The 22,222-nt window shown below is 70.7% G+C and carries 19 protein-coding genes and 1 tRNA gene; 16 read left to right on the top strand and 4 right to left on the bottom strand.

Annotation, left to right across the window (positions count from 1 at the left end):
* Positions 1-7: 7 nt before the first annotated feature.
* From LQ940_RS10130 to LQ940_RS10155, 6 genes are all read left to right on the top strand, one after another.
* Entirely contained in the window at positions 8-1,069 is a 1,062-nt protein-coding gene (locus LQ940_RS10130; RefSeq protein WP_231245133.1) for a prephenate dehydrogenase, read from the top strand.
* A gap of 11 nt (positions 1,070-1,080) precedes the next feature.
* Complete coding sequence (cmk, locus tag LQ940_RS10135; RefSeq protein ID WP_231245134.1) at positions 1,081-1,755, top strand: (d)CMP kinase; 675 nt, start codon at positions 1,081-1,083, stop codon at positions 1,753-1,755.
* The gene (locus tag LQ940_RS10140) at positions 1,752-2,501 is read left to right on the top strand and encodes a lysophospholipid acyltransferase family protein (protein ID WP_231245135.1); all 750 of its coding nucleotides are present in this window, start codon (positions 1,752-1,754) and stop codon (positions 2,499-2,501) included. The genes cmk and LQ940_RS10140 overlap by 4 nt, the downstream gene beginning before the upstream one ends.
* On the top strand, positions 2,498-3,868 hold the full coding sequence (gene der, locus LQ940_RS10145; protein WP_231245136.1) for a ribosome biogenesis GTPase Der: 1,371 nt from the start codon (positions 2,498-2,500) through the stop codon (positions 3,866-3,868). Before LQ940_RS10140 ends, der begins: the two co-directional genes overlap by 4 nt.
* A gap of 79 nt (positions 3,869-3,947) precedes the next feature.
* The gene (locus LQ940_RS10150) at positions 3,948-4,931 is read left to right on the top strand and encodes a hypothetical protein (RefSeq protein WP_231245137.1); all 984 of its coding nucleotides are present in this window, start codon (positions 3,948-3,950) and stop codon (positions 4,929-4,931) included.
* Positions 4,932-5,005: 74 nt separating this feature from the next.
* A tRNA-Pro gene (locus tag LQ940_RS10155) sits at positions 5,006-5,079 on the top strand.
* 61 nt (positions 5,080-5,140) lie between these two features.
* Here the strand turns inward: LQ940_RS10155 and LQ940_RS10160 are convergent.
* The 3 genes from LQ940_RS10160 to LQ940_RS10170 form a co-directional block, all read right to left on the bottom strand.
* A complete protein-coding gene (locus LQ940_RS10160) occupies positions 5,141-6,364 on the bottom strand; it encodes an IS481 family transposase (protein ID WP_231245226.1) in 1,224 nt (407 codons plus the stop codon).
* A 170-nt stretch (positions 6,365-6,534) separates the two neighbouring features.
* Entirely contained in the window at positions 6,535-7,755 is a 1,221-nt protein-coding gene (locus LQ940_RS10165; RefSeq protein ID WP_231365089.1) for an IS481 family transposase, read from the bottom strand.
* Between the two features lie 206 nt (positions 7,756-7,961).
* Positions 7,962-8,708, bottom strand: coding sequence for an SDR family oxidoreductase (locus LQ940_RS10170; RefSeq protein WP_231244486.1), 747 nt, complete (start codon positions 8,706-8,708; stop codon positions 7,962-7,964).
* 101 nt (positions 8,709-8,809) lie between these two features.
* On the opposite strand from LQ940_RS10170, the gene LQ940_RS10175 reads away from it, so the two are divergent.
* Positions 8,810-9,646: a helix-turn-helix transcriptional regulator gene (locus LQ940_RS10175; RefSeq protein WP_231244487.1), complete on the top strand. Its 837-nt coding sequence runs from the start codon at positions 8,810-8,812 to the stop codon at positions 9,644-9,646.
* A 101-nt stretch (positions 9,647-9,747) separates the two neighbouring features.
* Here the strand turns inward: LQ940_RS10175 and LQ940_RS10180 are convergent, their stop codons facing one another.
* A complete protein-coding gene (locus LQ940_RS10180) occupies positions 9,748-11,481 on the bottom strand; it encodes a M28 family metallopeptidase (protein ID WP_231244488.1) in 1,734 nt (577 codons plus the stop codon).
* A 273-nt stretch (positions 11,482-11,754) separates the two neighbouring features.
* On the opposite strand from LQ940_RS10180, the gene LQ940_RS10185 reads away from it, so the two are divergent.
* The 9 genes from LQ940_RS10185 (at position 11,755) to katG (ending at position 22,212) form a co-directional block, all read left to right on the top strand.
* Entirely contained in the window at positions 11,755-12,816 is a 1,062-nt protein-coding gene (locus LQ940_RS10185; protein ID WP_231244489.1) for a DUF2776 family protein, read from the top strand.
* Positions 12,813-14,462, top strand: a complete 1,650-nt coding sequence (locus LQ940_RS10190; RefSeq protein WP_231244490.1) for an APC family permease — start codon at positions 12,813-12,815, stop codon at positions 14,460-14,462. The genes LQ940_RS10185 and LQ940_RS10190 overlap by 4 nt, the downstream gene beginning before the upstream one ends.
* 244 nt (positions 14,463-14,706) lie before the next feature.
* Complete coding sequence (locus tag LQ940_RS10195; protein WP_231244491.1) at positions 14,707-16,176, top strand: APC family permease; 1,470 nt, start codon at positions 14,707-14,709, stop codon at positions 16,174-16,176.
* 41 nt (positions 16,177-16,217) lie between these two features.
* On the top strand, positions 16,218-16,622 hold the full coding sequence (locus tag LQ940_RS10200; RefSeq protein WP_231244492.1) for a hypothetical protein: 405 nt from the start codon (positions 16,218-16,220) through the stop codon (positions 16,620-16,622).
* Between the two features lie 81 nt (positions 16,623-16,703).
* On the top strand, positions 16,704-18,092 hold the full coding sequence (locus tag LQ940_RS10205; RefSeq protein WP_231244493.1) for a glutamate decarboxylase: 1,389 nt from the start codon (positions 16,704-16,706) through the stop codon (positions 18,090-18,092).
* A gap of 101 nt (positions 18,093-18,193) precedes the next feature.
* Positions 18,194-18,355, top strand: coding sequence for a hypothetical protein (locus tag LQ940_RS10210; protein WP_231244494.1), 162 nt, complete (start codon positions 18,194-18,196; stop codon positions 18,353-18,355).
* A complete protein-coding gene (locus tag LQ940_RS10215; RefSeq protein WP_231244495.1) occupies positions 18,352-18,885 on the top strand; it encodes a hypothetical protein in 534 nt (177 codons plus the stop codon). The genes LQ940_RS10210 and LQ940_RS10215 overlap by 4 nt, the downstream gene beginning before the upstream one ends.
* A 598-nt stretch (positions 18,886-19,483) precedes the next feature.
* Complete coding sequence (locus LQ940_RS10220) at positions 19,484-19,942, top strand: Fur family transcriptional regulator (RefSeq protein ID WP_231244496.1); 459 nt, start codon at positions 19,484-19,486, stop codon at positions 19,940-19,942.
* Positions 19,939-22,212 carry a catalase/peroxidase HPI gene (gene katG / locus LQ940_RS10225; RefSeq protein WP_231244497.1) on the top strand — a complete coding sequence of 758 codons (2,274 nt, stop codon included), beginning with the start codon at positions 19,939-19,941 and terminating at the stop codon, positions 22,210-22,212. The genes LQ940_RS10220 and katG overlap by 4 nt, the downstream gene beginning before the upstream one ends.
* Positions 22,213-22,222 lie beyond the last annotated feature (10 nt).

A 22,222-nucleotide genomic window follows, 5' to 3' on the forward strand; every position in this document is an offset into this window, starting at 1 on the left:
GACCGGCATGAGTGACACGCTCGTCGGTCCGGTCGAGATCGTCGGCGCCGGCCTCATCGGCACCTCCATCGCACTGGCCTGCCGCCGGGCCGGGCTCGAGGTGCTGCTGACCGACCCCTCCGACGACCACCTGCGCACCGCCTCCGGCCTCGGCGCCGGTCGTGCCAGCGCCCCCGGGGACCGGCCCCAGCTGGTCGTGGTCGCGGTGCCGCCGGACCACCTGGCGCAGGAGATCGGGCGGGCGCTCGCGGGCGACGCGGTGGTGACCGACGTCGGCAGCGTCAAGGCCGCCCCCCTGGCGGCGCTGGCCGGCGTGCCCGGCATCGCGCGGTACGTCGGCGGGCACCCGATGGCCGGCAGTGAGCGCTCCGGCCCCCTGGCGGCCAGTGCGGCGCTCTTCGACGGCCGGCCCTGGGCCGTCACACCCCACCCGGAGTCCGACCCCGCCGCGGTGGGGCTGGTCGAGGAGCTCGCGGCGCTGTGCGGGGCGGTGCCGGTCCGGCTGACCCCGGAGGAGCACGACAAGGCCGTCGCCCGCACCTCGCACGTCCCGCACCTCATGGCGTCCCTGGCCGCGGGGGCGCTGGCCGGCGCCCCGGCCGGCCACCTGGCGCTCTCCGGCCAGGGCGTGCGCGACGTCACCCGGGTCGCCGCGGGCGACCCCGCCCTCTACGGGCAGATCGTGGCTGCCAACGCGGCGGCCGTGGGTGCCCTCCTGACGGGGGTCCGCGCCCGTCTCGACGCGGTCATCGAGGCCCTGGCCGCGGGGGACCGCGCCGGCGTCGAGCGGGTCCTCGGCGAGGGCGTCCGCGGGACCCGCGCGATCCCGGGCAAGCACGGCGGCACGCCGCGTCCGACCGGAGCGGTGTTCGTGGCCGTCCCCGACCACCCCGGCGAGCTCGCGCGGCTGTTCGCCGACGCGGGGGAGAGCGGCGTCAACATCGAGGACGTGCGGATCGACCACGACCCGGGTCGTCCCGTGGGCCTGGTGGAGCTGATCGTCGACGAGGATCGCGCCGAGCACCTGCTGGACTCTCTCGAATCACGGGGTTGGGTGACTCACCGGTAGGGTCACCTCCCGTGGAGAGCAGCACCGGGGGGCCCGTGGTGGCCGTGGACGGCACCTCGGGCTCGGGGAAGTCGAGCACCTGCCGAGGCGTCGCCGATCGGCTCGGGCTGCGCTACCTGGACACCGGGGCCCAGTTCCGTGCCATGACCTGGTGGATGCTGCGCGAGGGCGTGGACATCCATGACGCCGACGCCGTCGCCGCGCGCGCCGGTGAGCCCACGATCGTCTCCGGCACCGACCCGCTGGCCCCCACCATCGAGGTCGACGGCGTCGACGTGGCCGTCGAGATCCGCTCCGACCGGGTCACCGGCGCGGTGTCGCCGGTGAGCACGGTCCCCGAGGTCCGAGCCCGGCTGCTGGAGCTCCAGCGCGAGATCATCGACGCCGACGGCGGCATCGTGGTCGAGGGACGCGACATCGGCTCGGTGGTCTGGCCCCAGGCCGAGGTGAAGCTCTACCTGACGGCCGACGCCAATGCGCGCGCCCTGCGCCGCGCCGCCGAGGAGGGCGGCTCCGACGTGGCCGCCACCGAGAGGGTGCTCGCCGAGCGCGACCGGATCGACTCCGGGCGCGCCACCGCCCCGCTGGTGATGGCCGACGGCGCCGTCCACGTCGACACCACCTACCACTCGCTCGACGAGGTCATCGACCAGGTGGTGCAGCTCGTCCAGCAGGCCGTCGGATGAGCCAGCACACCCAGCCGCCCCGCACCGACCGCACGCCCCACCCGCCACGGCCGATGCTCCAGGGGCTGCGGCCGCTCGCCCGCTGGCTGCTCCGGCGCCGCTACGACGTACGCGTGCACGGCGCGGAGCACGTCCCCGCCTCGGGGCCGGTGATCTTCGCGGCCAACCACGTCGGGGTGATCGACGGACCGCTGCTGGCGATCTTCGCGCCGCGCCCGGTCCACGCCCTGACCAAGATCGAGATGTTCCGCGGCCGGCTGGGCCGCTTCCTGCGCTACTCCGGGCAGATCCCCCTCGACCGCTTCGTCTACGACCCGGGCGCGGTCCGGCAGGGCCTGCGGGTGCTGCGCGACGGCGGCACGGTCGGGATCTTCCCCGAAGGACACCGCGGCGCCGGCGACCTCGACCGCTTCCACCGCGGAGCCGCGTACTTCGCCCTGGTGACCGGCGCCCCGGTCGTGCCGGTGATCCTGATCGGCACCCGCGAGCCCGGCGGTCACACCGGATCGCTCCCGCGCAGGGGCGCGAGGATTGAGCTGGTCTTCGGGGCACCCTTCACACTGGAGCAGACGGCATGGCCGCGCCGTCGCGACGACGTGGAGACCGCGTCGCTGCAGCTGCGCGACCGCATGCTCGACGACCTTCGAGAGGCGCTGGTGACCACCGGCCGGAGCCTCCCGGGACCCCTCCCGTCAGGGGAGCAGGAGCCCGACCCTTCCGGTGGCGTGACAGGAACGACGACGTGAGCCAGACCCCCGACAACTCCGAGACCACCCAGGGCCCCGACACCCCCGACGGGCCCGTGCCCGTGCTGGCGGTGGTCGGGCGCCCCAACGTGGGCAAGTCGACCCTGGTCAACCGGATCATCGGCCGCCGTGAGGCCGTCGTCGAGGACGTCCCCGGCGTCACCCGCGACCGGGTCTCGTACGACGCCAACTGGGCCGGTCGCGCCTTCACGGTCGTCGACACCGGCGGCTGGGACCCCGATGCGCGCGGGCTGGCGCAGAGCATCGCCGCCCAGGCCGAGATCGCGGTGACGCTCGCCGACGCCGTCCTCTTCGTCGTCGACGCCTCCGTCGGCATCACCGACCTCGACGAGTCGGTCGTCAAGATCCTGCGCAAGTCCGGCAAGCCGGTCGTCCTGGCCGCCAACAAGGTGGACGACCAGCGGGCCGAGGCCGAGGCCTTCGGACTGTGGAACCTCGGCCTGGGGGAGCCGTGGCCCGTCTCGGCGCTGCACGGGCGCGGGTCCGGCGACATGCTGGACGCGATCCTGGCCGCCCTCCCGGAGCCGCCGCCCGAGCGCGAGCACGAGGCCGGCGGACCGCGCCGCGTCGCGATCGTCGGCAAGCCCAACGTCGGCAAGTCCTCGCTCCTCAACCGCCTGGCGGGGGAGGAGCGCGTGGTCGTCGACAACGTCGCCGGCACGACGGTCGACCCGGTCGACGAGCTCATCGAGCTGGGCGGACGCCAGTGGCGCTTCATCGACACCGCGGGCATCCGCAAGCGGGTCAAGGAGGCCTCCGGGCACGAGTACTACGCCTCGCTGCGCACCTCCACCGCCATCGACCGCGCCGAGGTGGCCGTGCTGGTCGTCGACGGCGGCGAGTCGCTCTCGGAGCAGGACGTCCGGATCATCCAGACCATCCGCGAGGCCGGCCGCGCCCTGGTCATCGCGTTCAACAAGTGGGACCTGGTCGACGAGGAGCGCCGCTACTACCTCGAGCGCGAGATCGAGCGCGACCTCGTCCAGGTGCAGTGGGCGCCGCGGATCAACATCACCGCCCGCACCGGCTGGCACGTCGACCGCCTCGTCCCTGCCATCGACAAGGCGCTGGAGGGCTGGGAGACCCGGATCTCCACCGGCACGCTCAACGCGTTCCTCGGCCGCCTGGTCGCCGAGCACCCCCACCCGGTGCGCAGCGGCAAGCAGCCCAAGATCCTCTTCGGCACCCAGGCCAGCACGGCGCCGCCGATGTTCATCCTCTTCACCAGCGGCAAGCTCGACGCGTCGTACGAGCGGTTCATCGAGCGCCGCCTGCGCGAGGAGTTCGGCTTCGCCGGCACCCCGATCCTGCTGCAGCAGCGCCCGCGGGAGAAGCGCAAGCGCTAGCTCCCGGCGGTGACCAAGGGATCTCTCACGAACGACGGTTTCCCCTTCCAGGGCGGGTCGACTCCCCTAGTCTGGGCCGGTGCGCACGCTGGTGGGACTGACCCTCGGCGCGGTGGCCTTGGCCCTGCTGTCGCCGGTGGCCGGCGCCCAGGGGACACGCACGTCGTCGCCGGCGCCGGGAGACAGGCTGGTGGCCGGCACCCGCTGCTCGGAGTTTCCCGCCGACAGCTGGTGGCGCGCCGACGTGAGCCGGTTGCGGGTGCACCCGCGCAGCCGGGCCTGGCTCTCGCACATGTCGCCGGCCTCCGACCTGCACCCCGACTTCGGACCGTCGTACAGGACCGGGCCGGACCAGGGGATCCCGATCACCGTGGTGAAGTCCTCGCACCGCAAGGTGAAAGTGTCGTTCGGCTACGCCGACGAGTCGGACAAGGTGGGCTACCCGCTCGGCGCGGACACCCGCATCGAGGGCGGTCGCAGGTCGGCGGGCGACCGGCACGCCGTCGTGATCGACCGCGACCGCTGCCGGCTCTACGAGACCTACGACACCCGCGTGCGCGACGGCCGCTGGAGCGCCGGCTCGGGCGCCGTCTGGTCGCTGCGCAGCAACCGCCTGCGCCCGGAAGGCTGGACGTCGGCCGACGCCGCCGGCCTGCCGATCCTGCCCGGGCTGCTGCGATGGAACGAGGTGCGCGAGGACCGCATCGACCACGCGATCCGGTTCACCACCGACGTCACGAGCCGGCACCACCTGTGGCCGGCACGCCACGACGCGGGCTCGCGTGACAGCCTCGCCTACCCGCCGATGGGGGCGCGGTTCCGGCTGCGCGCCGGCTGGTCGCCCGCCGGCCTCTCGCCGTACGCCCGACGGGTCGTGCGCGCCCTGAAGACCTACGGCCTGGTGCTCGCCGACAACGGCTCGCCGTGGTTCTTCCAGGGCGAGCAGCACGCCCGCTGGCCCACCCGGCTGATCGAGGACCTCAAGACCATCCCCGCCGCCGCCTTCGTCGCCGTCGACACCACGCCACTCCAGGTCGACGACGACAGCATGGCCGTCCGGTGAGCCCGATTCCCGCGTGAGGGCAGCGCTGTTGTAGTGTTCCAGCGCCTGGTCAACGCAGCATCGACCGGGAGATTCGGGCTGTGGCGCAGCTTGGTAGCGCACTTGACTGGGGGTCAAGGGGTCGCAGGTTCAAATCCTGTCAGCCCGACCGTGTGATGTCTCAGGACATCGGCGACACCCGGACCTGCGAACGCAGGTCCGGGTGTTGTTTATTTCGGGGTTCGCCGGGTGGGGCCTTTGGGTGCTCCGGTGGGCTGGTAGTCGCGGCTCGGGTCGAGGATCAGTTCTCGTAGGAGCTCGCCGGTGGCCGCGTTGAGGATCCTGATCTGGAGGTCCTGGACGAGCAGGATGACGCAGGTTCCGGCGTGGGTTCGGCCGACGCCGATGTGGTGCAGACGGCTGTTGTGGCGCAGCGTGACCGAGCCGGCTTTGTCGACGCGGTCGTGTCGAACCCGCTCGTGGGTCTCGGGGTCGGTGGCCGGACCCGGCAGGGCTTTGGGCATCGAGTCGTAGAGCGTTGCCGGGGTCGCCCGGTGGGGCAGCGAGCGGTGTGGTCGCTGGTGGTTGTACTGGTCGAGGAAGAGGTCCAGGAGTGCCTGCAGCTCGACGATCGTGGTCGGCTGGGCGGGCTGGGCGCGCAGCCACTTCTTCATCGTCTGCTGGAACCGCTCGGCTTTGCCGCAGGTGGTGGGGTGGCCGGGGCGGGAGTTCTTCTGGACGACGTGACGTCGTCGTAGCTCGTCTTCGAAGCTGTTGCGGCCGCCGCGTCCTCCGGCGAATCTGACGGTGTAGACCATGCCGTTGTCAGTGAGCGTGGACGCGGGGATCCCGTGCCGGGCGAGGGCTTCGCGGAAGGTTGTGACCACGATCGGGGTGGTGATCCGCGGGTGTGCGCTCACGTGCAGCGCGTAGCGGGTGCAGTCGTCGAGCCAGGTGATGATCTCCGCGTCCGCGCCGGGGCGGGCGTCGGGACGGGTGAGCCGGTAGTGGGTGAAGTCGGACTGCCAGGTCTCGTTTGGCATCGCGGCCTGGAAGCGGATGTAGGAGGACTTGGGTCGCTTCTTGGGCTCGGGGGTGACCAGTCCGGCCGCGGTGAGGTGACGGCTGATGGTCGACCTGGACACCCGGTGTCCGTGCTGGTGCTCGAGGTGCCAGGCGATGGTTTCGGGTCCGGCGTCCAGGCCGGCCTCGGTCAGCTCCTTGCGGATCCGGGCGATCAGGTCGACCAGCTCGGCTGCGAGGGCGTTGGGGGAGGTCTTGGGGCGCCGGGAGCGGGGTTCCAGTGCGGTGTCGCCCTCGGCTTCGTAGCGGGCCTTGAGCTTGTAGACCCAGGCGCGATGCACGCCGTAGCGGGCGGCGACCTCGGCAGGGGTCTGGTTGTCGACGAACAGAGCGGTGATGACCAGGCGGGCCTTCGACGTGGGCTGCGACATGGCCGAGCATCGAGCCTCCTGAAGCTGTCGCCAATGACCCGAGACAGGTGTCGCCTATGTCTTGAGACATGTGTCGCCGATGTCCTGAACCAGAACACTGTCAGCCCGACCGTGTGATGTCTCAGGACATCGGCGACACCCGGACCTGCGAACGCAGGTCCGGGTGTTGTTTATTTCGGGGTTCGCCGGGTGGGGCCTTTGGGTGCTCCGGTGGGCTGGTAGTCGCGGCTCGGGTCGAGGATCAGTTCTCGTAGGAGCTCGCCGGTGGCCGCGTTGAGGATCCTGATCTGGAGGTCCTGGACGAGCAGGATGACGCAGGTTCCGGCGTGGGTTCGGCCGACGCCGATGTGGTGCAGACGGCTGTTGTGGCGCAGCGTGACCGAGCCGGCTTTGTCGACGCGGTCGTGTCGAACCCGCTCGTGGGTCTCGGGGTCGGTGGCCGGACCCGGCAGGGCTTTGGGCATCGAGTCGTAGAGCGCCGGGGTCGCCCGGTGGGGCAGCGAGCGGTGTGGTCGCTGGTGGTTGTACTGGTCGAGGAAGAGGTCCAGGAGTGCCTGCAGCTCGACGATCGTGGTCGGCTGGGCGGGCTGGGCGCGCAGCCACTTCTTCATCGTCTGCTGGAACCGCTCGGCTTTGCCGCAGGTGGTGGGGTGGCCGGGGCGGGAGTTCTTCTGGACGACGTGACGTCGTCGTAGCTCGTCTTCGAAGCTGTTGCGGCCGCCGCGTCCTCCGGCGAATCTGACGGTGTAGACCATGCCGTTGTCAGTGAGCGTGGACGCGGGGATCCCGTGCCGGGCGAGGGCTTCGCGGAAGGTTGTGACCACGATCGGGGTGGTGATCCGCGGGTGTGCGCTCACGTGCAGCGCGTAGCGGGTGCAGTCGTCGAGCCAGGTGATGATCTCCGCGTCCGCGCCGGGGCGGGCGTCGGGACGGGTGAGCCGGTAGTGGGTGAAGTCGGACTGCCAGGTCTCGTTTGGCATCGCGGCCTGGAAGCGGATGTAGGAGGACTTGGGTCGCTTCTTGGGCTCGGGGGTGACCAGTCCGGCCGCGGTGAGGTGACGGCTGATGGTCGACCTGGACACCCGGTGTCCGTGCTGGTGCTCGAGGTGCCAGGCGATGGTTTCGGGTCCGGCGTCCAGGCCGGCCTCGGTCAGCTCCTTGCGGATCCGGGCGATCAGGTCGACCAGCTCGGCTGCGAGGGCGTTGGGGGAGGTCTTGGGGCGCCGGGAGCGGGGTTCCAGTGCGGTGTCGCCCTCGGCTTCGTAGCGGGCCTTGAGCTTGTAGACCCAGGCGCGATGCACGCCGTAGCGGGCGGCGACCTCGGCAGGGGTCTGGTTGTCGACGAACAGAGCGGTGATGACCAGGCGGGCCTTCGACGTGGGCTGCGACATGGCCGAGCATCGAGCCTCCTGAAGCTGTCGCCAATGACCCGAGACAGGTGTCGCCTATGTCTTGAGACATGTGTCGCCGATGTCCTGAACCAGAACACTGTCAGCCCGACCGTGTGATGTCGCAGGACATCGGCGACAACGGACCTACGGAAACGTAGGTCCGTTGTTCATTTCCGGGTGGGTCCTGCGGGGGCGCCGGTGGTCTGTCAGCGCTGCCGGGTGGGGCGGACGACGATCTCGTTGACGTCGACGTCGTCGGGTTGCGCGAGCGCGAACGAGATCGCCCCGGCAACGGCGTCGGGGGAGATGCTGGCGGCTCGGTAGGTGGTCATCAGCTCGGCGGCGTGCGGGTCAGTGATGTGGTCGGCGAGCTCGGACTCGACGACGCCGGGGGAGATGGTGGTGACCCGGATGCCGGGGTCGGCCTCGAGGCGCAGCCCCTCGGTCAGCGCCCACGCGGCGTACTTGGTCGCCGAGTAGACCGCGGACGTGGCCGAGACCTGGTGGGCGCCGATGGAGGCGAGGGTCACCACGTGGCCGCCGCCCTGCTCGCGGAAGCGGGGCAGCACCGCCGCCACGCCGTGCAGGAGCCCGCGCACGTTGACGTCGAGCATCCGGTCCCACTCGTCCACGAGGAACGAGTCCAGCCGCGAGAGCAGCATGGCGCCGGCGTTGCCGACGAGGACGTCCAGCCGGCCGTGGTCGGCGACGACGCGCCCCACCAGGTCGGCGAACGCGGCACGGTCGGTGACGTCGAGGGCGCGGGCCTCCATCCGGTGCCCGGCCGCGCTCGCGTCGTGCGCCAGCTCCTCGAGGCGGTCGGCACGTCGGGCGGTCGCGACTACGACGTGGCCCTCGGCAGCGAGCCGGCGGGCGGTCGCTGCGCCGATGCCGCTGCTGGCGCCGGTGACAAGGACGATCTTCGGACGGGGTGAGGCAAAGGTGTCGGTCATGTCGTCGACGGTGCCCCCTCGCGCGGCCCCCTGCTAGGACGTGTCGTGCCTGGGAGCGCTGCACCCACCCACGGCGCCACGTTCGTACCTAGGATCGAGGCATGCCGACCACCGCGCTGGGGGAGTACCTCCGCGCCCGCCGCGCCCAGGTGACCCCCGAGTCCGCGGGCGTCCGGGTCCACGGCGTACGCCGGGTCCCGGGCCTGCGCCGCGAGGAGGTCGCGACCATGGCCGGGATGAGCGTCGACTACTACATCCGCCTCGAGCAGGGGCGAGAGCGGCGTCCCTCCGCGCAGGTGCTCGACGCCCTCAGTCAGGTCCTGCGGCTCGACGACGACGCCCGTCAGCATCTCTACCAGGTCGCCGGCCTGACCCCCGGCACCCCGCGCCCCCCGCTTCCCGAGCGGGTCGACCCCGAGCTGCTGCGCCTGCTGGGCCTCTGGCCCGACACGCCGGCCCTGGTGCTCGGCCGCGCCTACGACGTCCTCGCCGGCAACCCGCTCGCCTATGCCCTCTTCGACGGGTTCCAGCAGGGGCCGAACCTGATGATGAAGGTGTTCCTGGACCCCGACGCCCGGACCTTCTACGTGGACTGGGAGCGGGTCGCGCGCCACACCGTGGCGGGCTTCCGCGTGCTCCACGGCCGCAGCCCGCACGACCCGCGCATCACCGAGGTCGTCGCCCTGCTGAGCCGGGAGAGCCAGGACTTCGTGGCGATGTGGGACAGGCACGAGGCGCGCACCAAGCGCCTGGAGCGCAAGCGCTTCCGCCATCGCGAGGTCGGGGAGCTCGCCCTCGGCATCCACGCCTTCGACGTCCGCACCGCTCCCGGCCAGGAGCTGATCGTCTACCACGCAGAGCCGGGCTCGCGGAACGCGGAGGCGCTCTCCCTACTCGGGAGCCTGGCCGCCACGCGGGCGTCGGAGCAGCGCGGCTGACGTCCTGCCCGGCCTCATCACCCGTCGGTCGCACGACGGCGCTCGCTGCCCGGTCATCGAGCAGCGAGCGCCCTCACCTGTGCGGACGAGCGGTCAGTGGCTCACCGCCGGCGGGCCGTGAGACCGCCGACGTAGTGCCGGTCGTGGTCCTGACGCTGCCAGGCCTGCCACTTCTTGCCGTGGCCCTTCCAGCCTCCACCATGGTGGCCGTGGCCGTGGCCGGGCTGGGTCACCACGCCGTTGACCGTTGAGGTGTCCTTGGCGAAGGTGAGCACCGCCGTGGCGATCGCGTCGGAGTTCACATCCAGCGCGCCCACGTTGATGTTCCCCTTGAGCCAGTAGTCCTCGTCGAGCTGGTCGTAGAGCGCCTCGTCCTGGCCCTCACCGGTGAGGTTGTCGCACGGCTGGTGGTAGCACGGGTCGTACGCCGCGCCTGCCACGCCGCCGTACCGCGCGGCCTCCTCTTCGGTCTTGACGACCTCGGCGCCGGTGAACAGGCCACCGGCCGGGATCCCGACCGCGATGAACGGTCCGTAGTCGGAGCGGCCGGAGAACTCGCTGTCCTGGAACGGCTCCCCGCGGCGGGCGTAGAACTTCTCGAAGACGTCCTCGATCTGCGCCGATCCCTCGGGGATGAAGCCGTCGGGTGCGGTGCCGCCGGAGTTGTCGCCGTCGTACACGCCGAAGATGTAGTTGGGCGAGGCGACCATGTCGAAGTTGAGGTAGAGCGCGATCGCCTCGGCCTGCTCCTCGCTCAGCTCGGCGACGTAGTGCTCGGAGCCGAGCAGGCCGCTCTCCTCCGCGCCCCACCAGGCGAACCGGACCTGGTTGGCCGGCCTCACCTTCGCCATCTTCAGCGCGACCTCGAGGAGCGCGGCGCTGCCGGAGCCGTTGTCGTTGATGCCCGCACCCTCCTGGACGCTGTCCAGGTGGGCGCCGGCCATCACGACGTTGTCCGTGCGGCCCCGGCGGGTCTCGGCCAGGACGTTGTAGCTGGTGCGCTCCTCGGTCGTGTACTCGACGGTCACGGTCACCGTGGCCCCAGGGGTGGCCGCGAGGTTCGCCCCCGCGTCGTACGTCGCGAAGACCGCGGGGATCGTCAGTCCGGTCGCGTCGCCGATCATGTTGATCAGCCCGGTGCGACCCGGCTGGCCCTCGTTCATGATCACCACGCCGGCCGCACCCGCTGCCTGGGCGTTGAGCGCCTTCACGCTGAAGCCGCAGGTGCCTCGCTGGAGCAGCGCGATCGAGCCGGCGACGAAGCCGGCGAAGTCCGCAGCCTCGCAACCACTGGAGTTGGTGCCGACCGGTGCGGTCGGGTCGAGCACCAGGCCCACCGGGGCCAGGGCGCCGGTGGCGGTGCCCTCGGGCGAGCCGGTGTCGAAGGTGTTGCGCAGGAAGTCCTGCTCGTCGACGAACTCGGTGGGATCGGGGCTGACCCGGATCAGCTCGGAGTTCTCCTCGAAGTAGTCGAAGGGGAACTCCTGCACCGTGGGCCGGTAGCCCGCGTGCCGAAGCCTCTTGACCACGTAGCCGACGGAGGCCTCGTAGCCCGGGCGTCCGGCGGCGCGGTCCCCGTCCTCGTCGGCGATGCGCTGGAGGGCCTGGAGATGGCGGAGCACACCCCTGGCCGAGACAGCCCTGGTGAGCTTGCGGACCGAGTCGTTGCTCGAGTGGTGCCCCCCACCGCCGTGCCAGTGGTGGCCCTGATGGTGGGCGTGGTGGCCGTGGTGGCCGCGGTGGGGTGAGTCGGCGTACGCGGGGACGGTGGCGGCCGCGCCGAGCACGGCCAGCGTGACACCGGCCGCGGTGAGCGCCCTGAGGGGTCTGGACATCGTCGGTCTCCTTCGTCGGGGGTACCGGGTCCAGCCGGGCCAGGCCACGGGTCCCCGGTTGAACAGGCGATGATCGCCGCACCGTTGGTCGAGTGGGGGTGAACGAGGCAGATATCCCCAAAATTGGGGACGCACCCTCTCGACAACGCACACCGCTCGCCGGCCGTGGTCCTCGCCGGACTGGGTCACCCGTGCTCTACTGGGACGACGGGTGGACGCGTGGCCGTCAGGTCGCGTGCGGGCCGACTTCAACCAGTTGAAGGTCGTGCTCTCGTGAACTATTGGGTCAGCGTCATCTTCCGAGCCATTCCGCTTGCCATGATGGGCGTCTGCGTCGGGTTCGGCGTCTACGTCTGGAACGCCGGCGATGCGCCGGGCAACTTTGTTGCGGGGCGGGTGGTCACGTTCCTCGGCGCCATCTGCCTGTGCCTGTTCTGCACGGCCGCCACGATCATCCGCCAGCTGATCGGCCGCTTCAACGCCGTCGATCGGGTGCTCTACCCGGCGCTCGGGTACCTGTCGGCGATCGGCACCGTGGCGTACGGCATCACCGTCTTCGCCGGCGCCTCCGGTGAGGGTGCCAACCCGGAGTACGTCGCCGGCCACGTCATCCTCGGACTCGGCTTGATCAGCGGCTGCGTGTCCACGGTCGCCGCCGCCTCGACGAAGTTCTCGCTGATCCCCGTCAACTCCGCGAAGGCGGCCGGCGACCGGACGCCTCCAGCCGGGGCGTTCTCCGGGGTCGTGCTGGTCGTGCTGGGTGCGCTCCCGGTGCTGCTGGCGGCTGTGGCCTGGGGGTTCGGGATCACGAACCTGCTGCTGACCACCTCGCCGAGCAGGTTCACGGTGGGCCACGTGGTCAGCGGTCTCGCGATGATCTGCACGAGCCTGATCGGCCTGGTGTGGAGCATCCTGCGCCAGGTCCAGGACTCCTACGGCCCCCGGGACCGCGTCGTGTGGCCCTGGCTCGTCATCGTGATGGGGTCGCTCGCCATGGTGTGGGGCGTCGTGCTGCTGATCCTCGACCGTGAGCCCTACTACCGGACTCCTGGGTACGTGATGATCGGCCTGGGCCTGGTCTGCTTCAGCATCCTCAGCAAGGTCGGGCTCCTCGCGCTCGTGTGGCGCCGCACGTTCAGCCTCGCCAACCGGGTCCCGCTCATCCCCATCGTCACCGCCCTCAGCTGCCTGTTCCTGGCCGCGTTCGTCTTCCAGGCCGCGTTCACCGACACCAACGTGTTCATCGCCGCGCACGTGCTGGTGGGCCTGGGGGCGATCTGCTTCACCCTCTACTCGATCGTCTCGATCCTGGAGAGCGGCACGTCGTCGTCATGACCCGCATCCGGCAACCCCACGTTCGCCCGAGCGACGAGCCGCACGCTCCCCGTCGCTCGGTGGGGCCGCTCGGGCTGACCTTCGTCGCCGTCGGCGGGGTGGTCGGCTCCGGCATCCTGTTCGCGCCGCTGTTCGCCGCCCGCCAGGCCGGGCCCGCCGCCATCATCGCGTGGCCGATCGCGGGCCTGATGCTCATCACGGTCGCGCTGGTGTACGCCGAGATCTCCGCCATGCTGCCGGTCGTGGGCGGCCTCGGGCTGCTGCCCACCTTCAGCCACGGGCAGGGGGTGGGCATCGCGATCGGCTGGGTGGCCTGGGTCGGCTACGTGACCGCCGCACCGATCGAGACGCAGGCCATGCTGGAGTACGCCAGCAACGAGCGGGCCTTCGACTGGCTCTTCGTCGCCAAGGCGTCCGCCAGCGGAGACAGCGCCCTGAGCCTGCCGGGCATCGCCGCCGCCGCCGTCGTGCTGGCGGCGTTCACGGCACTCAACGCCTACGGCGTCGCGCTCTTCACTCGGGTCAACACCGCACTGACGTGGATGAAACTCGTCATCCCGGTGGTCATCGCGGTCGCGCTGCTCACCGAGTTCTCCTCCGCGCCGATCCGCGAGACGGGCTTCGCCCCCGAGGGGATGGCCGGCGTCCTGAGCGCCATCACCACGGGCGGGGTCGCCTTCGCCTTCCTGGGCTTCCGGCATGCGCTCGACCTCGCCGGCGAGGCGAAGCGGCCGCAGGTGACCATCCCGGTGGCCCTGGTGGGTGGCATCCTCATCTGCACCCTGCTCTTCACCGTCCTCCAGATCGGCTTCATCGGCGCCATCGACCCCGCCGTTCTCGGCGACGGCTGGGGAGCCCTCGACCGAGGCGGCGCGAACGGACCCCTCGCAGCACTGCTCACCGCGCTCGGCATGACGGCGCTCGCGAAGCTGGTCGTCGCCGACGCCATCCTCGGTCCGTTCGGCGCCGGGCTCGTCTCGACGGCCTCCACCGGTCGGCTGGCGGTCGCGGTCGCACAGAACGGCCTCTTCCCGCGGGCCCTGTCGATCTTCTCGCGGCACGGTGTCCCCATGCGCGCGATGCTGCTGAACCTCGCCGTCGGGCTGCTCCTGTTGCTCGCCTTCCGCGACGGCTGGTCGGAGCTGCTCTCCTTCAACTCCGGCGCCATCGTCCTGTCGATGTGCCTGGGGCCGGTCACCGTCGTCGCGCTGCGCCGCCAGGTCCCCGAGCGGGCCCGACCGTTCCGACTCGCAGCGCTGCCGGTGCTGGCGCGGGTCGCGTTCGTCGTGGTCAGCCTGATCATCTACTGGACCGGCTGGGAGACGATGATCAAGCTGACCATCCCGATCGCCGTCGGCGTCGGGGTGCTGATCTGGCGCGTGGTCCGCGACCCGGCGCTGGGCCGCTCGTTGTCGCTGGGGTCCCTCGTCTGGCTCGGCCCGTACTACGTCGGCTTGCTGGTCCTGACCTTCCTCGGGAGGTTCGGCGGCGGTCGCGAGGTGCTGCCCTTCGGTGTCGACCAGGTAGTGGTCACGTTGTTCGCGCTGGCGCTGTTCGAGTGGGGCGTGCGCTCGGCCCTGCCCGCTTCCGCCGCCGCATCCGCGGTCGCGACCGTCCCCGAGGCACGTCAGTCCACCGCCGGCTGACCAGGCCGAGGACACGCCTCTGGCCGGCGGCCCGGGATGGTCCCGGATCTGGGGGGGCCATTTGTCACTGGTGGGCCCTGGTTGCCAGGGGCACGCTCGGAGGACACGCAGCCCGAGTCGACAGGGAGAACCGGCATGGAGTCAGCAGCCGCCTCGCAGGGGACCACCCCACCTCGTGAGCATGGACGTCGGCGCTCACCACGACAGGCGAGCGACCTCGCAGCACCCACCGGAAGGCGTTGAGATGGCTACTCAGGAAGAGGGTCAGCCCACGGCATCACAGACGTCGGCGCCCGGCCGGACCTTCATCAGCTGGACCTCGATGGCGATCCTCATCGCCACGGCGGTGGCCAGCGTGCGCGGGCTTCCGGCCATGGCGGCCTACGACTGGGCCTCGATCTTCCTCTACGTCCTGCCCGCCATCTTGTTCATGGTGCCGGTCGCGCTCGTCGCTGCCGAGCTGGCCAGCGGCTGGAAGGGCGGGGTCTTCGTCTGGGTCAAAGAGGCCTACGGCGACCAGATCGGCTTCTTCGCGATCTGGCAGCAGTGGATGCAGAACGTCGCCTGGTACCCGGCACAGCTGGCCTTCTTCGCCTCGGCGCTGGCCTACGTGTTCGACCCGAGCCTGGCCAACTCCGGGCTCTTCACCGGCTTGGTGATCCTTGTCGTCTACTGGTTCTCGACCCTCATCGCGACCCGCGGCGTCGACGCATTCGCCAAGGTGGGGACCTGGGGGTTCCTGATCGGCACCATCGTGCCGGCCGCGGCACTGATCGTCTTCGCCGTCATCTACTGGCAGGACGGCGGCACCTCGCACCTGCCGGCTGTCGGTGATGCCGAGTGGTTCCCGAAGTTCACCGGCCTGGCGAGCATCGTGCTCATCGTCAGCAACTTCCTCTCCTACGCCGGCATGGAGATGAACGCCGTGCACGTGACCGAGATGCGCAGGCCCAGCATCGAGTTCCCGAAGGCGATCGTCCTGTCCGTCGTCCTCATCCTGTTCGTCTTCATCCTGCCGACGCTGGCCATCTCCATCGGGGTGCCCGGATCGAGCGTCAACCTCACGCAGGGTGTGCTGCAGGCCTTCGACGTCTTCTTCCACCATCTGGGGATGTCCTGGGGCACCACGGTGATGGCCCTGCTGATCGTCGTGGGCATCCTCGCGTCGGTGGTCACCTGGATCCCCGGGCCCAGCAAGGGCCTGCTCCTCGTGGGCAAGGAGGGCTACCTGCCTCCGCGTCTGCAGGGCACCAACAGTCGGGGGATGCAGGTTCCGATCATGGTCGTCCAGGGCCTCATCGTGACCGCTATGGCCGTGCTGTTCGCGGTGCTGCCGTCGGTGCAGTCGGTCTTCTGGATCCTCACAGCCATGGCCGTCCAGCTCTACCTGCTGATGTACATGGTCATGTTCCTGGCGGCGATGCGACTGCGCCGCACCCACCCCAACGTCAAGCGCGGCTTCCGCACGCCATTGATGCCCGTGGTCGGCACGGTGGGCTTCCTGGGCAGCCTGGCGGCCTTCCTCCTCGGCTTCGTGGAGCCGTCGGGGAACGCGGATGCCACGCCCCAGGGCGTCTACATCCTGATCCTCGTGGCCGGCATCGTCGTGCTCGGCGTCTGGCCGTTCGTCCTGTACAAGCTGCGCAAGCCGGAGTGGAAGATCGACTCCTCCCCGGACCACACCCATTCCGACACGCCGGTCCAGGAGGGCTGAGTCCGATGATCTCCACGCGCTCACGAGCGGTCCGTTCCCCGATGCTTCGGACGGCGGCACTTGCCCTCGCCGCCGGCCTTGCGCTCGCCGCATGCTCGCCGGCCGGCACCGCGTCCGATCCGGACAGCGCAGAGGCCCAGGGGCTGGCCGAGCAGCTCAACGCCAACCTCGCCGAGCTGGGTCTCCCCCAGATAGGCCTGGAGACGGCGGAGGCGCTCTACGGCACCGATGGCGGGGTGAGCTGCGAGAACATCGACGAGCTCCAACATCAGCTGTCGCTGTCCCAGTTCGGCAACAACGCCAACAACCTGCGCCGAGTGGTGCTGGACCCGAGCCTCGTCGCCTACGACCTCGCGGTGATCGCGACCTACTGCCCCGACAAGGCCGACGAGTTCAAGCACGCGTTCCGCAAGCTCGACACCGAGGAGACGATCCCCACCCCATAGGCGACGGAGCCCGACCACCTCGCCACAGGCACACCCCGACCCCCCCCGCGCCCCCGGGCGCTGACCAGAGGAGCAATTTTCATGCTGCACAACAAGGACTCCGTCCGAGGCGCCCTCGAGGACGACGTCTTCGCCTCCACCGACCTGTCGGTCGCGATGCCGAAGTACAAGTTCCCCCAGGACGAGCACGTCGCCAGGCACGTCTTCCAGGTGGTGCACGACGAGCTGATGCTCGACGGCAACTCGCGTCAGAACCTGGCGACGTTCTGTCAGACCTGGGTCGAGCCCGAGATCGACGAGCTCATGACGCTGTCGGTCGACAAGAACATGATCGACAAGGACGAGTACCCGCAGACGGCCGAGCTCGAGGCCCGTTGCGTGCACATGCTCGCCGACCTGTGGAACAGCCCCGATGCCGCCGACACGATGGGCACCTCGACCACCGGCTCGAGCGAGGCGGCGATGCTCGGCGGGATGGCGCTGCTGTGGAAGTGGCGGGAGCGTCGTCGCGCCGACGGCAAGCCCACCGACCGCCCCAACCTGGTCACCGGCCCGGTGCAGATCTGCTGGCACAAGTTCGCCCGCTACTGGGACGTCGAGCTCCGCGAGATCCCGATGGAGGGTGACCGGCTCATCATGAACCCCGAGGAGGCGGTGAAGCGCGTCGACGAGAACACCATCGGCGTCGTCCCGACCCTGGGTGTCACGTTCACCTGCCAGTACGAGCCGGTGGCCGACGTCGCGGCCGCCCTGGACAAGCTGCAGGAGGAGACGGGGCTCGATGTCCCGATGCACGTCGACGGCGCCAGCGGAGGGTTCATCGCGCCGTTCGTCGAGCCGGACCTGATCTGGGACTTCCGTCTGCCTCGGGTGAAGTCGATCAACGCCTCCGGACACAAGTTCGGCCTGGCGCCCTTGGGCGTCGGTTGGGTCGTGTGGCGCGACGCGGAGGACCTGCCCGGTGACCTGGTCTTCCACGTCAACTACCTCGGCGGCGACATGGCGGTCTTCGCGCTGAACTTCTCGCGCCCCGGCGGCCAGATCGTCGCGCAGTACTACAACTTCCTCCGGCTCGGCAGGGAGGGCTACCGCAAGATCCACCAGGCCGGCTACGACACCGCTCGCTACCTCGCCGACGAGATCGCCAAGATGGGTCCGTTCGATCTGATCTACGACGGCCGCGGCGGTATCCCGGGGCTCACCTGGAAGCTCAAGGAGGGGGTGGACCACGGGTTCAACCTCTTCGACCTGGCCGATCGCCTGCGCACCCGCGGGTGGCAGGTCCCCGCCTACACGCTGCCCCCTGACCGGGAGGACCTCGCCATCCAGCGGGTGCTCGTGCGGCACGACTTCAGCCGGGACATGGCCACCCTGCTCCTCGACGACTACCGACGCTCGATGAAGGTCCTGGACAAGCATGGCCCCAAGGAGTCGCTGACGGCGGAGGAGGGCACCAGCTTCCACCACTGAGACCCGGTCGGCGACGTACCCGGCGTGGCACCGGCATGTGATCCGCGGATGAGGGTACCCGCAGCACGGCCGAGCTGGCCCCGGAGCTGCTCCGCGAGGAGATGGACCTCGCTCTCGCCGTGGTGCTCACGGCCCGCCGAGAGGGGATCGACGCCGAGACCGCCCAGGCCCGGCTGGCGGAGGCCGCACAGCGGGCGGGCGTCACTCCGGCCCAGCTGGCCCGGCTGCTGGTGGACCTGGATCAGGCGCCGGACCCCGAGTGAGCCTGCCGAGTCGGCCCTGGACCCGGATCGGCATCCTCGGCATGGCCGGCCACCTCGGTTATGAGCTGGCGGCGGGGGTGGGGGTGCCGCTGGCACCGCGCCTCGGCGTGGGCCCCGCCGTGCTGGGCTACGCAGCGTCCGCCGGCGCCGCCTACGTGGCGGCCGGTCGCCTGCGCAGCCCGCGCGGCGATCAAGCGTTCGCGGCGGCGAACGGTCTCTTCCTGGCAGCGGTGCTGGGGCACTACACGAGCTGGCCCCGGACCACTCGTCGAGGACTGCCCTGGCTGGAGGAGTGCGAGGGGATGCGAGGCCCGGTGATGGGTCCGTACAACCTGCTGTTGCAGGTCTCCGGCGTCGCCGCCGTCGCCGGCCTCGTCGAGACCAGACGACGGTGGCGGTGGGGCGCGGCAGCGTGCGCCGTGGCGCTCCCGGCGCTGCGCTGGGCGACCCCCCGCGAGTACGCGGGACTGGTTCAGCAGGCCCAGGGTCGGCCGCGGTGGTGGAACCGAAGGCTGGCCGCCCTCGCCTGAGCTCGCGTTCGGGGCCCGCGCACGGCCCTCACGGCCAGTCGCCCTCATGCGGTAGGTCCCAGCGTCACGCGCCTGCCGATCCGAGACTCAGCGACAGCCACCGCAACCTGCCTACGGGGTCGGACGCCTCACGACCCCGGGCGATGTGGTCGCCCGCGCCGGACGTGCGCCACGACGGTGGCATCCGGTCGCCCGGACAGGTGAAAACCGGCCGTCCCCCTCACCCGTGCAGGCGAAAGCCGACGACGGATCTTCCCCGGCCCCCTACCGCGAGGCACCATGGAGTCGGGCCGGCCCAGCCTGGTGGCGGCCCAGTGAAGGAGGGGACCATGACCACCATCATCGTCATTCTGCTCCTCCTGGCGCTCCTGCGGATCTGGGTCGAGCATCAGGTGCGGCCGGCACGGGGGCCACGGAGCTCCTGGCGCGTGAGACTGGCGGGGGTCGTCGCCAACGACGGCGCCGGGGCGAGGTACCGGGCTCACGCACGGGGAGGCCGCCGGCGCTGAGCCGACCCAGCCCACCCAGCCGGCCGCGCAGGCCATCCGCCCGCTGGTCAATCTTGAACTAATCCAGAAAGAGCCCTAGTCTGGCGGCCATGTCCATGGTGCAGTACGAGTCGCTGCTGCGGGAGGCGTCCCTGAGGGTGACGCAGCCCCGGCTGGCCGTGCTGGCCGTGGTCTACGACCACCCCCACCTCGACACCGACGACGTGCTCGAGCAGGTCCGCCGCGAGTACGCGAGCGTCTCGCACCAGACCGTGTACGACGTCCTGCGCGCCCTCACCGAGGCGGGCCTGGTCCGCCGGATCCAGCCCGCAGGCACCACCGCGCGCTATGAAGCCCGGGTGGGGGACAACCACCACCACATCGTGTGCCGCTCCTGCGGCACCATCGCCGACGTCGACTGCGCCGTCGGCCAGGCCCCTTGCCTTGCCGCCTCCGACGACCACGGTTTCGTGATCGACGAGGCGGAGGTCGTCTACTGGGGCCTCTGTCCCACGTGCCGCGGCCGTCAGCACCACCCAGTGAACCGTCAGTTGGAAGGAAGCACATGAGCGACAGCCAGGACAGCACCACCCCGGAGAGCCCCCAGGGGGTGGACCGCAAGGCCGAGGGTGGGTGCCCGGTGATGCACGACTCCGCCGCGGCGCACGGCAGCGAGAGCGAGAACCCCGCGATCCCCTCGCCGCAGCCGAAGGCCGGGCGGCCCCACACCAACCAGGACTGGTGGCCCAACAGCCTCGACCTCACGCCGCTGCACGCGCACTCGTCGAAGAGCAACCCGCTGGGCCCCGACTTCTCCTACTCGGAGGAGTTCAAGAAGCTCGACCTCGCCGAGCTGCGCCGTGACATCGTCGAGGTGCTCAACTCCTCGCAGGACTGGTGGCCCGCCGACTTCGGTCACTACGGCGGCCTCTTCATCCGGATGAGCTGGCACGCGGCCGGCACCTACCGCATCTACGACGGCCGCGGCGGCGCCGGCGAGGGCAGCCAGCGGTTCGCCCCGCTGAACAGCTGGCCCGACAACGCCAACCTGGACAAGGCGCGCCGCCTGCTGTGGCCGGTCAAGCAGAAGCACGGCCAGAAGATCTCCTGGGCCGACCTGCTGGTCTACGCCGGCACCGTCGCGCTGGAGGACATGGGCTTCCAGACCTTCGGCTTCGGCTTCGGCCGCGAGGACATCTGGGAGCCCGAGGAGATCATCTGGGGCCCCGAGGACACCTGGCTGGGGGACGAGCGCTACACCGAGGAGCGCACCCTCGACGAGATGCTGGGCGCCGTCCAGATGGGTCTGATCTACGTCAACCCCGAGGGACCCAACGGCAACCCCGACCCGCTCGCGTCGGCCCGCGACATCCGCGACACCTTCGCCCGGATGGCGATGAACGACGAGGAGACCGTCGCACTCATCGCCGGCGGCCACACCTTCGGCAAGACCCACGGCGCCGGTGACCCCGACCTGGTCGGGCCCGAGCCCGAGGCCGCGCCGATCGAGGAGCAGGGCCTGGGCTGGAAGAGCTCCTTCGGCTCCGGCAAGGGCGCCGACGCGATCACCTCGGGCCTGGAGGTCACCTGGACCTCGACGCCGACGCGCTGGAGCAACGACTTCTTCAAGTTCCTCTTCAAGTACGAGTGGGAGCTCGTCAAGAGCCCCGCCGGTGCCTTCCAGTGGGTCGCCAAGGACGCCGAGGACATCATCCCCGGACCCGCCGCCGACTCCCCGAAGCGCAAGCCCACGATGCTGACCAGCGACCTGGCGCTGCGCTTCGACCCCGAGTACGAGAAGATCTCGCGCCGGTTCCTGGAGAACCCCAACGAGTTCGCCACCGCCTTCGCCAAGGCCTGGTACAAGCTGCTGCACCGCGACATGGGCCCGATCGACCGCTACCTCGGGCCCTGGGTCGCCGAGCCGCAGCTGTGGCAGGACCCGGTCCCGCCGGTGCAGGGCGAGCTGGTCGGCGACGCCGACATCGCCTCGCTCAAGGCGAAGGTGCTGGAGTCCGGGCTCTCGGTCTCCGAGCTCGTCTCCACCGCGTGGGCCTCGGCCTCGACCTTCCGCTCCACCGACAAGCGCGGCGGGGCCAACGGCGCCCGCATCCGCCTGGAGCCGCAGCGGAACTGGACGGCCAACCAGCCCGAGCAGCTGGCCGCCGTGCTCGGCAAGCTCGAGGCCATCCAGGCCGACTTCAACGCCGCCGGCGGCGCGCAGGTCTCGCTGGCCGACCTGATCGTCCTCGCGGGCAACGCGGCGATCGAGAAGGCGGCCAAGGACGCCGGCATGGAGGTCACCGTGCCGTTCCACGCGGGACGCACCGACGCCACCCAGGAGCAGACCGACACGGACTCCTTCCGGGTGCTCGAGCCTCGCGCCGACGGGTTCCGCAACTACCTGCGGGCCGGTGAGAAGCTGATGCCGGAGAAGCTGCTGGTCGAGAAGGCCTACATGCTCGACCTGACGGCTCCCGAGATGACCGTGCTGGTCGGCGGTCTGCGGGCGCTGGGCAACAACGTGGGCGGCGTGCAGCACGGCGTGCTCACCGATCGTCCGGGCGTCCTGACCAACGACTTCTTCACCCACCTGCTCGCGCCCGGTGCGCGCTGGGTGGCCTCGGAGTCGGAGGAGAACGTCTACGAGATCCGCGACGTCGCGACCGACGAGCTCAAGTGGACCGCCACCGCGGTCGACCTGATCTTCGGCTCCAACTCGCAGCTGCGGGCGCTGGCCGAGGTCTACGCGAGCGACGACGCTCGCGAGAAGTTCGTGGCCGACTTCGTCGCCGCGTGGACCAAGGTCATGGAGCTGGACCGCTTCGACCTCGTCTGATCCTCACCAC

Source organism: Nocardioides sp. cx-173, assembly GCF_021117365.1.
Taxonomy (GTDB): Bacteria; Actinomycetota; Actinomycetes; order Propionibacteriales; family Nocardioidaceae; genus Nocardioides.